This window comes from Streptomyces sp. NPDC002156, from assembly GCF_053593675.1.
Genome location: NZ_JBSFDA010000082.1, coordinates 1 through 13,861, shown reverse-complemented (window position 1 = coordinate 13,861; position 13,861 = coordinate 1). Strand labels below are relative to the sequence as shown.

Sequence of the window (13,861 nt, the reverse complement as noted above, 5' to 3'; positions counted from 1 at the left end):
GGAGCCCTCATGACCCACCCGTCCGACCCGGGGCCGGCCCCAGTGCTGGCGCTCAAGGACATCTCCAAGTCCTTCGGTGCGGTGCGTGCCCTGCGGGACGTCTCCCTGGAGCTGTTCCCCGGTGAAGTGCACGCACTCGCCGGTGAGAACGGCGCCGGCAAGTCGACCCTCATCAAGACGCTCGCCGGCGTGCACCGACCGGACGCCGGCCAGGTGCTGCTCGACGGTGCGCCCGTCGTCTTCCACGGCCCCGGCGACGCCCGCGACGCCGGTATCGCCGTGATCTACCAGGAGCCGACGCTCTTTCCCGATCTGTCGATCGCCGAGAACATCTTCATGGGCCGCCAGCCGCGCCGAGCCCTCGGCCGGATCGACCGCAAGGCCACCCACTCGGCGACCGCCGCCCTGATGCGGCGACTCGGCGTCGAACTCGACCCCGACCGTCCCGCCCGCGGCCTGTCCATCGCCGACCAGCAGATCGTCGAGATCGCCAAGGCCCTCTCCTTCGACGCCCGCGTCCTGATCATGGACGAGCCGACCGCCGCCCTCACCGGCAGCGAGGTAGCCCGTCTCTTCGGCGTCGTGCGCACCCTGCGCGAACAGGGCGCCGCCGTGCTGTTCATCTCGCACCGGCTGGAGGAGATCTTCCAGATCTGCCAACGGGTGACGACCCTCCGCGACGGCGCCTGGATCGCCAGCGAGCCGATCGACGGCATGACCGAGGACGACCTCGTACGCCGGATGGTCGGTCGCGACCTCGACGAGCTGTACCCGAAGCAGGACGTGGCGGCCGGCGAGGTCGCGCTGAGCGTGCGCCGGCTGACCCGCGAGGGCGTCTTCACCGACGTCTCCTTCGAGGTGCGGCACGGCGAGATCGTGGGCCTCGCGGGGCTTGTCGGCGCCGGCCGTACCGAGGTCGCCCGGGCCGTCTTCGGCATCGACCGCTGGGACGCCGGCGAGGTCGAGGTCGACGGCACGGTCCTCACCAACGGCGCCCCCTCCACGGCCATGGCCGCCGGGCTCGCCCTCGTCCCCGAGGACCGGCGCGCCCAGGGCCTGGTGATGGACATGTCCATCGAGCGGAACATCGGCCTCACCGGCCTGCGTACGACCGTCAAGGCAGGACTGATGGACCGGGGCGCCGAGCGCAGCCGTTCCCTCGACTGGGCCGTCAAGCTCCAGGTCAAGTACGCCCGTATCGCCGACACCGTCAACACGCTGTCCGGCGGCAACCAGCAGAAGGTCGTCCTGGCCAAGTGGCTCGCCACCGGCCCCAGGGTGCTGATCGTCGACGAGCCCACCCGCGGCATCGACGTCGGTACGAAGGCCGAGGTGCACCGCCTGCTCGGCGAGCTGGCCGCCGACGGGGTGGCCGTTCTGATGATCTCCTCCGACCTGCCCGAGATCCTCGGTATGGCCGACCGCGTGCTCGTGATGCACGAGGGCCGCCTCACCGCCGAGATCCCGCGCTCCGAAGCAACCGAGGAAACGGTGATGGCCGCAGCCACCGGGAGGGCCGCCGCATGACGGTGACCGCTCCCAACCCCGCCCCCGCCGCCGAGGTGCCCAAGGCCGGCGCCACCCGCCTGGTGGACCGCGTCTTCAAGATGCGCGAACTCGCCATCCTGGTCGTCTTCCTGGTGATGATCGCCGTCACCCAGGCAGGCAACAGCGAGTTCCTGTCCGAACAGGGCATCAAGGACCTGCTGCTCAACGCGACGATCCTCGTCCTGGTCGCCACCGGCCAGTCGCTCGTCGTCATCACCCGCAACGTCGACCTGTCCGTCGGCTCCACTCTCGGCATCAGCGCCTTCGCCGCCGGCGTCTACCTCCAGGACGGCGGAAACCCCGTCGTGGCCGTCGCCCTGGCCGTCCTCATGGGTATCGGGTTCGGGCTGCTCAACGGGCTGCTCGTCAGCTTCGGCCAGGTGCCCGCCCTCGTCGTCACCCTCGGCACGCTCTACATCATCCGCGGCATCGACTCCATCTGGGTCGGCTCCCGCCAGATCACGGCGGCCGATCTCCCGGACGGATTCGTCGACTTCGGCTCCGGCGGCATCACGGCGGTGCCCTACCTCGCGCTGATCGCGCTCGCCGTACTCATCGCCACCGCCTACTACCTCAAGCACTTCGGCGGCGGCCGTGAGCTGTACGCCCTCGGCTCCAACCCCGAGGCCGCCCGGCTCGCCGGCATCCCCGTACGCAAGCGGATCCTCGCCGCGTACACCTTCTGCGGCGCCCTCGCCGGACTCGCCGGAGCCCTCTACCTGGCCCGGTTCGGCAACGTCGACTCCAGCACCGGCAACGGCTACGAACTCACCGTCGTCAGCGCGGTCGTGGTCGGCGGTGTGGTCTTCACCGGCGGCTCCGGCAGCGTCTACGGGGCCGCGCTCGGCGCGCTGCTGCTGACCTCCATCAACAGCGTGCTGCCCGCCCTCGGCGTCAGCTCGGTGTGGGTCATGGCCATCAACGGCATCCTGCTCATCCTCGCCATCGCCGTCGACCGGATCGTCGCCCTGCGCGTGGCGTCCGCACTGAAGAAGAGGAACGCCCGCCATGGCTGACTCGTCACTCGCGCGCGCGATCCGCGGGTCCTCCCTGAAGAGGTGGGACTCCGCCGTCGGCGTCCTCCTGGTCGTCGTGCTGCTGCTGTCCTTCGGGTTCGTGGACGGGTTCGGCAACGGGCTCAACCTGTCCTTCCTGATCGGCAACACCCTCCCGATCGCGCTCATCGCGCTCCCGATGACCCTCCTCGTCGTCTCCGGCGAGATCGACCTCTCGGTCGCCTCCACCGCCGGCCTCTCCGGCGCGGTGATGGGCGCCCTGTGGAACCAGGGCCTCACGATCGAGATGATCATCCCGATCTGCCTGGCCCTGGGTGTTGTCTGCGGACTGATCAACGGGCTGCTCGTCACCCGGCTCGGGCTGCCCTCCCTCGCCGTCACCATCGGCACCATGGCCGCCTACCGGGGCATCGCACAGATCGTGCTCGGCTCCGACGCGGTGACCGACTTCCCCACCCAGTACCTGGACTTCGCGGCCGGACGCATCGGCGACACGTTCGTCCCGTACGCCCTGCTGCCCTTCCTGGTGCTGCTCGCGATCGCCGTGGTCGTGCTGCACGCCACCCCGTTCGGCCGGTCGCTGTTCGCGATCGGGGCGAGTGAGGAGGCCGCTCGCTTCGCCGGTATCCGGGTGAAGCGGCAGAAGTTGATCCTGTTCGCTGTGACCGGGCTCACGGCTTCTCTGACCGGGATCTTCTGGGCGCTGCACTACGCGAGCGCTCGCTATGACAACGCCACCGGGCTTGAACTGTCCGTCATCGCCGCCGTGTTGCTGGGCGGGATCGACTTCGACGGGGGGAAGGGCACGCTGGGTGGCGCCATCGCCGGGGTGTTCCTGCTCGGTGCGCTGCAGAACGTGATGAGCCTTCAGGACGTTTCGGCTCAGTCTCAGATCGTCGTCACGGGCGTCTTGCTGGTTCTCTCCGTGCTGGGACCTCGGGTCGCTCGGCAGGTCTCACTGGCTCGGGCCTCGCAAAGGCTGACGTAAACGGTTGTTCGCAGACTGCGGACCGGCTGTGGCTGGTCGCGCAGTTCCCCGCGCCCCTAAAAACGGGGCGTCTCTCCTCACCCTCTGTCCTAAGGAACCCTCATGCGTAAGTCATCCATCCGTCGTGCCTCCGCGGCGCTCGCCGCGGCCACCTCGCTCGCTCTGGCCCTCACCGCCTGTGGTGGTACCACCAAGGAGGACGTGAAGGACGAGGGTGCCTCGGCCGCCGCGACCGGCAAGGCCGACCCGAACGCGGCCACCAAGAAGGGGCTGACCGTCGGCTTCCTGCCGAAGCAGGTCAACAACCCGTACTTCACCTCCGCCGACAAGGGCGGCGAGAAGGCGCTCCAGGCCCTGGGCTCCACCTACAAGGAGGTCGGGCCGTCCAGCGCCACCGACACCTCCGGGCAGGTGTCGTACGTCAACACGCTCACCCAGCAGCAGGTCGACGCGATGGCCGTGTCCGCGCAGGACCCGGGTGCCCTGTGCACCGCACTCAAGCAGGCCATGAAGAACGACATCAAGGTCGTCACGTACGACTCCGACACCAAGGCCGACTGTCGCAACGCGTTCGTCTCGCAGGCCAGCGCCGAGGACCTGGGCCGTACCGAGGTGCAGCTGCTCGCCGAACAGATCGACTACAAGGGCGAGATCGCGATCCTGTCCGCCGCGCAGACCGCGACGAACCAGAACGTGTGGATCGACTTCATGAAGAAGGAGCTGGAGGACCCGAAGTACAAGGACATCAAGCTGGTCAAGGTCGCGTACGGCAACGACGACGCCCAGCAGTCCTTCCAGCAGACCCAGGGCCTCCTCCAGGAGTACCCGAACCTGAAGGGGATCATCTCCCCGACCACCGTCGGCATCAAGGCCGCCGCCCAGTACCTGTCCGGCTCGAAGTACAAGGGCAAGGTCAAGCTGACCGGCCTCGGCACCCCCAACGACATGCGCAAGTACGTCAAGAACGGCACCGTCGAGGGCTTCGAGCTGTGGGACCCGGCGAAGCTCGGCGAGCTGGCCGCGTACACCGCCGTCGCGCTGGTCTCGGGGCAGATCACCGGCAAGGAGGGCGAGACCTTCAAGGCCGGCGACATGGGCTCGTTCACCATCGGCGCGGACGGTGTGATCAGCCTCGGCAAGCCCACCGTGTTCAACAAGGACAACATCGACCAGTTCAACTTCTGATTCCCTGGGGGCTGTTGATGCAGCGCGTGTGCTTTCTGCTGAAGGTCCGGGCGGACCGCCTCGACGAGTACCGCGAGCGGCACGCCGCCGTGTGGCCCGAGATGCTCGACGCGCTCTCGGCCACCGGCTGGCACAACTACTCGCTCTTCCTGCGCGAAGACGGCCTGCTGGTCGGCTACTTGGAGACCGAGGACTTCGCCGCCGCCCAGGCCGGCATGGAGGCCGCAGAGGTCAACGCCCGTTGGCAGGCGGAGATGGCGCCGTTCTTCGAGTCGCTGGACGGCGCCCGCCCCGACGAGGCCATGAAGCCCCTCACCGAGGTGTTCCACCTCGCCTGAACCCCCGTTTGAACTCCTCTCTCACCTCGCCAGACAATGGAGTCCCCCGAGATGAAAAGACGTACGTTGCTGGGCGCCGCCCTCGCCGGTGCCGTGGTGACCCCCGCCTTCGCCGTCGGCAGCGCCCGCGCCGCCGACCCCGGCCCCTCGGTCACCCAGACCGGCAACACCACGCTCGACTCCCAGGCGGTCTTCTTCGTCTCCTACGACGGCCTGGTCAACAACAACTCGTTCCAGAAGAACGCCCTGTTGACCTACAAGGGCTACCAGTACGCCGTCTGGTACACCGCCGACAAGAACGCCGTCGTCGCCCGCCGCGTCCTCGGCGCCACCACCTGGTCGACGGTCCAGGTCGGACACACCCTCAAGGCCAGCGACTCCCACAACGTCATCTCCATGGGCGTCTCCAAGGTCGACGGCCGGCTCCACCTGAACATGGACTCGCACAGCGACGGCTTCACCTACGTCAAGTCGGTCGCCGGGCTCATGGACAACCCGTCCGGGCTCAGCTGGACCGCCGCCCGCTTCGGCTCACCCCAGTCGACGCTCGACGGACTCGCGCTCACCACCCAGTTCACGTACCCCCAGTTCATCTCGACGCCCGAGGGCAGGCTCCAGCTGAGCTACCGCGTGGGTATCTCCGGGAACGGCCGCAACGCCCTTGCCGAGTACGACGGTTCGACCTGGACGGCGCTCGGCGAGTGGACCAGCTCCACCGGCACGTACACCAGCGAGCACGGCTCGTCGACGGTCCGCAACATGTACCTGCACGGCATCGACTACGACAGGAACGGCCGGCTGCACTCGTTCTTCACCTGGCGCGAGCAGAACGGCGCCGTGATGTGCAACAGCGGCGGCATCACCAACCACGACACCGGTTACGTCTACTCCGACGACCGGGGCCGCACCTGGCGCAACAACGCGGGCACCGCCGTCGGCACCACAGGCGGCACGGACAAGGTCGCCGTGACGGACAGCGGGCTCGTCGTCGACTCCCTCAACCCGGACCACTCCCTGATGAACCAGGAGAGCCAGTTCACCGACTCGTCTGGTCTGCCGCACGCCATCATCAGCTACGTCCCCGGCCGCTTCGGCCAGTGCACGACGAACTACGTCACCAACCGCACCGCCAACGGCCGCGCCTTCCACGTCCGCAAGAACTCCGCCGGAACCTGGCAGAAGACCGAGATCCCGGTCCCGCTCAACTCCAGCCAGCGCACCAAGCTGGTCCTCGACAAGTACGACAACGCCTACGCGATCTTCCCCTTCGGGCGGATAGCCGGCGCGTCGAAGTCCTCCGGGTACACCGACTGGGCGCTGCTCTACGACGGCAGCACACTCAACGCCTTCGGTGAGGTCGTCGTCGACGAGACGCGGATCGCCCAGGACAACGTCCTGTCCGTCCTCTACCAGGAGAAGTCGAGCGGTACGACCCCGTCCGCGCTCCATGTCGTCGACTTCAGCCTTCCCGCGTGACCGGATCAGGCCGGATCAGCAAGGGTCGGGCAGGTCGCGGTTAATGTAAGGGCCTGCCCGCCACCGTTCGTTTCCCTGGAGGTCCCCGCCCGATGGCCCAGCCGGTGGGTATCAAGGACGTCGCCCGTGCCGCCGGAGTCTCCGTCGGCACGGTCTCGAACGTCATCAACCGTCCGGACTCGGTCGCCACCGAGACCCGGGCCCGGGTGCTGTCCGCGATCGACCGTCTCGGCTACGTCCGCAGCGAGTCCGCGCGTCAGCTGCGCGCCGGGCGCAGCCGCATCATGGGGCTGCTCGTCCTCGACATGGGCAACCCCTTCTTCGTGGACGTGGCACGCGGCGCCGAGCGGGCCGCGCGCGACGCCGGGCTCGGCGTGATGGTCTGCAACAGCGCGCAGAGCGCCGGCGAGGAGGCCGACTACCTGTCGCTCTTCGCCGAGCAGCGGGTGCGCGGAGTGCTGCTCACCCCGGCCGACGCGACCGGCCGCAACATCGCCTCCTTCCGTCGGCACGGCATCCCGTTCGTGCTGGTCGACCGGGTCGCCGAGGGCACCACCGAGTGTTCGGTCTCCGTGGACGACGTCGCGGGCGGCGCCCTGGCCGTCCGCCACCTGATCGACGCCGGCCACCGTTCCATCGCGTACGTCAGCGGCCCGCCCGGCTTCAACCAGGTCCGCGACCGCCGTACGGGCGCCCTGAACGCGCTCGCCGAGGCCGGCCTCAGCCCCTCGGCCCTGCGCGAGCTGCCCACCGAACGCCTCGACGTGGCCGCGGGCCGGGACGCGGGCGCCCGTCTCCTCGGCCTCGCCGAGCGCCCCACCGCGGTCTTCTGCGCCAACGACCTGCTCGCCCTCGGTGTCCTCCAGGCCATGTACGCGGCCGGCGTCGGCGTCCCCGACGACCTCGCGATCGTCGGCTACGACGACATCGAGTTCGCCGCCGCGGCGGCCGTCCCGCTGACCTCCGTACGCCAGCCCGCCGTCACCATGGGCGCCCTGGCCGCCGAACTCCTCCTGGAGGAGACCGAGGCGGAGACGGAGACCGGGCCCAGGCGGCATGAGCACCGCAGGGTCGTCCTCCAGCCGGAACTGGTGGTCCGCCGCTCCAGCCTGTCGGCCCGCTGATGTCCGGAACTGATCGCGCGTTCAGTACGTTGTCATGATCCAGGGGCTCGGCAGGGCCGCGAACATGTGCTGAACTGGGGCGGCCTGGAATCCAACCGTCTCGGGAGCACCGTTGACCGTCAGCTACCGCCAGCCCGGCGTTGTCCTCACCGACCGCCGCTTCACCGTGCCCCTGGACCACGACGACCCCGGGGGCGAGACCATCGAGCTGTACGCCCGTGAGGTCGTCGCGAGCGGCGAGGCGAACCGGGACGACCTGCCGTGGCTGCTCTACCTCCAGGGCGGTCCTGGCTTCGGGGCGAATCGTTTCGTCGGCCAGGGGGCCTGGCTCGGCCGGGCCCTGGAGGAGTTCCGTGTCCTGCTCCTGGACCAGCGCGGCACCGGTGCCTCCACGCCCGCCAACCGCCAGACGCTCCCGCTGCGCGGCGGCCCCGCCGAACAGGCCGCCTACCTGACCCGCTTCCGCGCGGACTCGATCGTCCGGGACTGCGAGGCCATCCGCCCGACGGTCACCGGCGGCGCCCCCTGGACCGTCCTCGGCCAGAGCTTCGGCGGCTTCTGCGCGGTGCACTATCTGTCGACGGCCCCCGAGGGCCTGACCGCCGCCCTGATCACCGGCGGTCTCCCGTCCCTGGACGGACACGCGGACGACGTCTACCGGGCCGCCTACCCCCGTATCGAACGCAAGGTCGCCGCGCACTACGCGCGTTACCCCCAGGACGTGGAACGCGCGAGACGCATCGCCGAGTACGTGATCGGCCACGAGCCGCTCCTCCCGAACGGCTACCGCCTGACCGTCGAGGCCTTCCAGTCCCTCGGCATCCTCCTCGGCGGCGGCGAGGGCAGTCACCGGCTGCACTACCTCCTGGAGGACGCCTTCGTCCGCACCCCCGACGGCACGGTCCTCTCCGACGCGTTCCTGGAGGAGGCCCAGGGCCTCCTGTCGTACGCCGGGCACCCGCTGTACGCCCTTGTCCACGAGGCCTGCTACGGCCAGGACTCCCGCCCCACCGACTGGTCCGCCGAGCGGGTGCGCGCCGAGTTCCCGCAGTTCGACGCGGGCAAGTCCCTCGCGGGCGACGGCCCGTTGCTGTTCACCGGCGAGTCGGTGCACCCCTGGATGTTCGACGTCGACCCGGCCCTGCGCCCCCTGCGCGAGACCGCCGAACTCCTCGCCGCCCACACGAACTGGCCGTCCCTGTACGACCGTTCGCGCCTAGCTGTCAACGAGGTCCCGGTCGCCGCGGCCGTCTACCACGACGACATGTACGTCGACACGGGCCACGCCCTGGAGACCGCGCGGGCGATCCGGGGGCTGCGCACCTGGGTGACCGACGAGTTCGAGCACGACGGGGTACGGGCGGGCGGACCGCACGTACTGGACCGGCTGCTGGCCCTGACCCGCGACGAGGTGTGAGGACGGGCAGCCGGTGAGTCAGGCGGCGACGGCCAGGGTGCCGACGCCGCGCAGCGGGCCCACCGCCCGGCCGTCCGGCAGGAGTTCGCCGGTGTCGTCGAAGACGATCGTGCCGTTGCAGAGCAGGTTCCAGCCCTGCTCGGGGTGGGCCGTGACGATGACCGCGGCGTCGTGGTCCGGGCTGTCGACGGACGGGCACGGAGGCTGGTGGGTGCACATGGTCTCTCCCGTGTGTCAGGGGTCTGCCTCAGTAGTAGAGCGGAGGTTGTTTTCCTCTGTATGTGGAGACCCCGACACCCCGGGAAATTCATCTGTGAGGTTGCGGCTCAGGCAGCCGCCAACTCCTCGCCCGGGGACCGGCGTTCGAGGTGCAGCCGCAGCCCCTCCGGCATCACCGTCAGCCGTTCCGTCACCCGCAGCCGGTAGTCCGGCTCGGGCTTCAGGTCGTAGCGGCGCAGCAGCAGGCCGAGGACGAGTGTCGCCTCGTGCAGCGCGAACTGGCGGCCGATGCACGCCCGGGCCCCGGTGCCCCAGGGCTTGAACGCGTGGGCGGGGCGGGCGCGCACGGCCGCCACGTCGAAGCGGTCCGGGTCGAACCGGTCTGCGTCGGCGCCCCAGACTGACGGGTCGCGGTGCAGCAGCGGAGCGAGGACCAGCGTCCAGGCGCCCTCCCGCATCGGATGCTCCCCGCCCAGCACCGTGTCGTGCCGGGCCTCGCGGGAGAATCCGGGAGCCGTCGGCCACAGCCGCAGCGCCTCGTCCAGCACCCGGCGCACGTACCGCAGCTTGGCGACCTGGTCGTAGCCGGGGAGGGCCGCCCCGCCCCAGACGCGGTCCACCTCGGCGCGGGCGCGGGCGGCGATCTCCGGGTGCTGGGAGAGATAGTGCAGGGCGAAGGAGAGCGCGCCGGACGTCGTCTCGTGGCCCGCGATGAGGAAGGTGAGCACCTGTCGGCGCACGTTCTCCGGCGCGAGGTGTTCACCGGTCTCCGGGTGGGCGGTGTCGAGCATCCGGTCGAGCAGATCGCCGGTGCCGTCGCCGTCGGACGTCCGGCGGGCCCGTACCAGTTCGTCGACGGTGCGGTTCAGGTACGCCATGGACGCCTCGTTGCGGCGCGTGGCCCGGCGCAGCAGCAGCGGGGCGAGCGGCGCGGGGACGACGTTCAGATACTGCGCGTGGTTCAGGCTGCCCACCATCGCCGTCACGAAGGGGTGCGGGCGGTCGCGTTCGAACGAGCCGAAGTCGTGCCCGAAGCCGGTGCGGGCGATCGTCTCCAGGGTCAGCTTCGTCATGTCACCGGGCACGTCCACCGGGCGCCCCGCCGCCAGTTCCCGGTCCCAGCGGTCGGTGAGCCGCTCGGCCACGGCCAGCATCATCGGGTGGTAGCCGGCCATCGCCTCACGGCTGAAACCGGGGGCGAGGACGTCGTGCGCCAGCTGCCAGTTGGGCTCGTGGTTGTACGCCGTGAACAGCCCGTCCCCGGCGATCGGGCGCAGGTTGGCCACCCCGAGGCCCACGTGCTTGGCGAAGCGCGACTCGTCCGCCAGATCGGCGGTGAGCTCCGCGCCCCACACGAACACGATCTCCTTGCCGAACCCCTTGCGCCGGAAGATCGGCCCCAGCCGCTGCCCGACACGCATCGAGTCCTGGAGGGGAGTGCGGGGGTTGACGCCGACCAGATCGCCGAGCAGCGGTATCCGGCGCGGCGGACGCGGAATGCGGTGCAGCTCCGGCCAGCCCAGCTCGGCACTGCGGAATCCCCTGGGCGAAGCGGTCCCGGTCGCCGTCTCGGTCATGACGCCATCTCCCTTGATCCTGCGGCGCGTTGATCCTGTTGTACGTGGATTCAATAACGGTTTCAGTCTGGTCCCGCTGTTGAACCGACGTCAAGTAGCGTCAAGTAAAGTGCGGACATGGCCGCGAAAGAAGGGGAGCGCACGCGCCGTCGGCTGAGCACCGGCGAGCGCCGGGAGCAGCTTCTGTCGGTCGGTGCGCGCCTGTTCTCGGAGAGCCCGTACGACGAGGTGTGGATCGAGCAGGTCGCCGAGATCGCCGGTGTCTCGCGCGGGCTGCTCTACCACTACTTCCCGACCAAGCGGGACTTCTTCGCGGCGGTCGTGGAGCGCGAGAGCGAACGCATGATGCGGATGACGGCCGCCGTCCCGGGCGTCCCCGCACGCGAGCAACTGGACGCCAACCTCGACGCGTTCCTCGCGTACGTCGAGGAACACGCGCACGGCTACCGCGCCTTCCATCGTGCCGACGCCTCCGGCGACCAGGCCGTACGGAAGGTCTACCAGCGGGCGTTGGCCACGCAGGAGCGGCAGATCCTCGAAGCGCTCGCGGCCGACCCGGAGTTCGGGAGACTGGCCGAGGAACGGCCCGAACTGCGCCTCGCCGTCCGTGGTTGGCTGGCGTTCACGACCGCTGTCTGTCTGGAGTGGCTGCGGGGCTCGGACCTGTCCCGGGAGCAGGTACGGGAGTTGTGCGCGCGGGCGCTGCTCGGCACCCTCGCGCTCTGAACGCCCCCTGAACCCGGCCGATTCGCGGTCGATTCACGGCCGGGTCGCGGTACAGGAATCGCACAGGATCACGGGAGGTGGTTGGCGTGCGCCCAGATCTTCGATAGGTTAGGCAAGGCTTACCTAAGGAGGTTTGGGATGGGTGACAGTCCGACCTGGACGGCCGCGCCCGCGGCGGCGGAACGCGCGCGCTCGGTGCTCGCGGCCGCGTGGTCCTGCGCGGTGACCGCGGACGGCGGGCGCGAGGAGTTCGTCGGCGCGCACACCGTCGGCGAGGACGGCCGGGTGATCCTGGACGTGCCGGCGGACAGCACGCTGCTCGCCGCCGCCGTCTGCGCCCCGCGCGGCGAGCCCTCGGCCGTGCTGGAGTTCGCCGACGTCTCGCCCGTCCCCGTGCGCAACCGGATCCGCGCCCGGCTGTGGATGGCCGGCTGGTTCTCCGTCGAGGGCGAGCAGTTGGCGTTCCGTCCGACGCGGGTGGTGCTGCGCCAGACGTCCGGTGCCACCGTCGTCGACCTCGACGAGTTCGCCGCCGCCGAGCCCGACCCGCTGGCCACGGCCGAGGCCGGCCTGCTGACCCACCTCGCCGACTGCCACGGCGACGCCGTCGAGCGCCTCACGCGGCTGGTCGAGCCGGAGAGCCTGCACGGCGCCGTCAAGGTCCAGCCGCTCGCCGTCGACCGGCACGGACTCACCCTGCGCATCGAGCGGGCCCGCGCCCACGGCGACGTACGGCTGGCGTTCCACCGGCCCGCCGACACCGTGGCGCAGCTCACCGAGCGCATGCACATCCTCCTGACCCAGGCCAGCGCCGCGTCCTGCCCCCGCGCGCTACAGCGGCAGCGCACAGACGACGACGGGTGACGCGAACGGCTCGCCCGCGAGCCGCAGTTCACCGCTCGCAGGGTCGACGCGGAAGACGCTGACCGTGCTCGACCGCTGGTTCGCGGCGAACAGCAGGTTCCCGTACGGGGAGAGGGCGATCTGACGCGGGAAGTCACCGGCGACCGGCACCGTGTCGAGGAGCCGCAGCCGGGCACCGTCCGCCTCGATGGCGTACCGCGTCAGACTGTTGTGGCCGCGGTTCGCCAGATACGCGAACCGCCCGTCCGCGCTCACCACGAACTGGGCCGGGTAACTCGTGCCCGAACCGGTCCCCGTGGGCTGCGCCTCCCCGATGGACAGTCGCCCGGTGGCGGGGGAGTAGGCACACACGGCGACCGTGTTGTCGACCTCGTTGGCGAGATACGCGTACCGGCCGCCGGGGTGGAAGGCGAGATCGCGCGGACCCGCGCCCGGCCGGGTCCGGTCGCGCGAGACCTCGGTGAGCGTGCCGCGCGCGAGGTCCAGGCGGTACGTGTAGACCGTGTCCGTGCCCAGATCGACCGCGAGGACATGGCCGCCGTCGGGGCTGGTGACGAACTGGTGCGCGTGCGGGCCCTGTTGGCCCGGGCCCGGCGCCGGGCTGGAGTGCGTGACCAGGTCGGTGCGCTCGCCCAGCGCGCCCGAGGCGTCGATGGGGTGCACCGCCACGCTGCCGGAGCCGTAGTTGGCGCTGAGCAGCCACCGTCCGCCCGGATGCACGGACAGATGACACGGCCCCGCGCCGCCGGTGCTCCGCGTGCCCAGCACTTGATGCGGCTTGCCCTTGCCGCCGAGCCGGATCGCGGTCACGCCGCCGTTCTCGCGCTCGTTGACCGCGTACAGGGTGCGGCCGTCGGGATGCACGGCGAGATAGGACGGGTCACCCACGCCGGTGACGGTTCCGGCGCCGGTGATCCGCCCCGATTCCGGGTCGTAGGTGGCCAGGCCGATGCCGGTGCCGCCGTCCTCGACGGAGGTGTAGGTGCCGAGGAAGAGGGGGCGGGGAGCGGTCGGCTGAGGGGCTGCCTCTGCGGATGATTCCGGCACCGGTGATTCCGGCGCGGCGGCGGATTCCACCGGGACGGCCGCCATCGCTCGCGCCGGGACGGACGCGGCCGCGGCGCTGCCCGCCGCCGCACCCACGAACCGACGCCTGCTCCAGCCGCCGCGCGCACCTCGCGCCGGTTCCGTACCACCGCTCATTACCTGCACCCCGGGTCTCGGTCGCCTCAGCCGCTGTCGGCTGTGACAGCAACTCTGACGTGGATCACCTGTGATCTGCAAGAGGAGCAATGGGCGTTGCATGGGCTGCAACGGGTGGGGGTGGTTGTTCTCGCCCCCGCCGCCCCTACCCGTCCCATCCTCGGGGGCTGCCGCATCGGC

13 protein-coding genes are annotated in these 13,861 nt (G+C 70.4%); 10 read left to right on the top strand and 3 right to left on the bottom strand.

Annotation, left to right across the window (positions count from 1 at the left end):
- Positions 1-9 precede the first annotated feature (9 nt).
- The 8 genes from ACWCRB_RS28900 (at position 10) to ACWCRB_RS28865 (ending at position 9,092) form a co-directional block, all read left to right on the top strand.
- A complete protein-coding gene (locus tag ACWCRB_RS28900; protein ID WP_450998831.1) occupies positions 10-1,527 on the top strand; it encodes a sugar ABC transporter ATP-binding protein in 1,518 nt (505 codons plus the stop codon).
- A complete protein-coding gene (locus tag ACWCRB_RS28895; protein ID WP_235472837.1) occupies positions 1,524-2,564 on the top strand; it encodes an ABC transporter permease in 1,041 nt (346 codons plus the stop codon). The genes ACWCRB_RS28900 and ACWCRB_RS28895 overlap by 4 nt, the downstream gene beginning before the upstream one ends.
- Positions 2,557-3,552, top strand: a complete 996-nt coding sequence (locus tag ACWCRB_RS28890; RefSeq protein ID WP_450998830.1) for an ABC transporter permease — start codon at positions 2,557-2,559, stop codon at positions 3,550-3,552. The genes ACWCRB_RS28895 and ACWCRB_RS28890 overlap by 8 nt, the downstream gene beginning before the upstream one ends.
- 102 nt (positions 3,553-3,654) lie before the next feature.
- Complete coding sequence (gene rhaS / locus ACWCRB_RS28885; protein ID WP_450998829.1) at positions 3,655-4,737, top strand: rhamnose ABC transporter substrate-binding protein; 1,083 nt, start codon at positions 3,655-3,657, stop codon at positions 4,735-4,737.
- Positions 4,738-4,754: 17 nt separating this feature from the next.
- On the top strand, positions 4,755-5,075 hold the full coding sequence (locus ACWCRB_RS28880) for an L-rhamnose mutarotase (protein ID WP_235472834.1): 321 nt from the start codon (positions 4,755-4,757) through the stop codon (positions 5,073-5,075).
- 51 nt (positions 5,076-5,126) lie between these two features.
- The gene (locus ACWCRB_RS28875) at positions 5,127-6,551 is read left to right on the top strand and encodes a BNR repeat-containing protein (protein WP_450998828.1); all 1,425 of its coding nucleotides are present in this window, start codon (positions 5,127-5,129) and stop codon (positions 6,549-6,551) included.
- Positions 6,552-6,643: 92 nt separating this feature from the next.
- Complete coding sequence (locus ACWCRB_RS28870) at positions 6,644-7,675, top strand: LacI family DNA-binding transcriptional regulator (protein WP_235472832.1); 1,032 nt, start codon at positions 6,644-6,646, stop codon at positions 7,673-7,675.
- A gap of 112 nt (positions 7,676-7,787) precedes the next feature.
- A complete protein-coding gene (locus tag ACWCRB_RS28865; RefSeq protein ID WP_450998827.1) occupies positions 7,788-9,092 on the top strand; it encodes an alpha/beta fold hydrolase in 1,305 nt (434 codons plus the stop codon).
- A gap of 18 nt (positions 9,093-9,110) precedes the next feature.
- Here ACWCRB_RS28865 and ACWCRB_RS28860 read toward each other — a convergent pair whose 3' ends face one another.
- Together ACWCRB_RS28860 and ACWCRB_RS28855 are read right to left on the bottom strand one after the other, a co-directional pair.
- Positions 9,111-9,311: a DUF5999 family protein gene (locus ACWCRB_RS28860; protein WP_369032713.1), complete on the bottom strand. Its 201-nt coding sequence runs from the start codon at positions 9,309-9,311 to the stop codon at positions 9,111-9,113.
- A gap of 107 nt (positions 9,312-9,418) precedes the next feature.
- Entirely contained in the window at positions 9,419-10,888 is a 1,470-nt protein-coding gene (locus tag ACWCRB_RS28855) for a cytochrome P450 (RefSeq protein ID WP_450998826.1), read from the bottom strand.
- 117 nt (positions 10,889-11,005) lie between these two features.
- Here ACWCRB_RS28855 and ACWCRB_RS28850 point away from each other — a divergent pair, with 117 nt between their 5' ends.
- Positions 11,006-11,614, top strand: a complete 609-nt coding sequence (locus ACWCRB_RS28850) for a TetR/AcrR family transcriptional regulator (protein ID WP_389350440.1) — start codon at positions 11,006-11,008, stop codon at positions 11,612-11,614.
- A gap of 138 nt (positions 11,615-11,752) precedes the next feature.
- Complete coding sequence (locus tag ACWCRB_RS28845; RefSeq protein WP_369032716.1) at positions 11,753-12,478, top strand: DUF2470 domain-containing protein; 726 nt, start codon at positions 11,753-11,755, stop codon at positions 12,476-12,478.
- Here the strand turns inward: ACWCRB_RS28845 and ACWCRB_RS28840 are convergent.
- On the bottom strand, positions 12,446-13,681 hold the full coding sequence (locus ACWCRB_RS28840; RefSeq protein ID WP_450998825.1) for a lactonase family protein: 1,236 nt from the start codon (positions 13,679-13,681) through the stop codon (positions 12,446-12,448). The genes ACWCRB_RS28845 and ACWCRB_RS28840 overlap by 33 nt on opposite strands.
- Between the last annotated feature and the right edge of the window lie 180 nt (positions 13,682-13,861).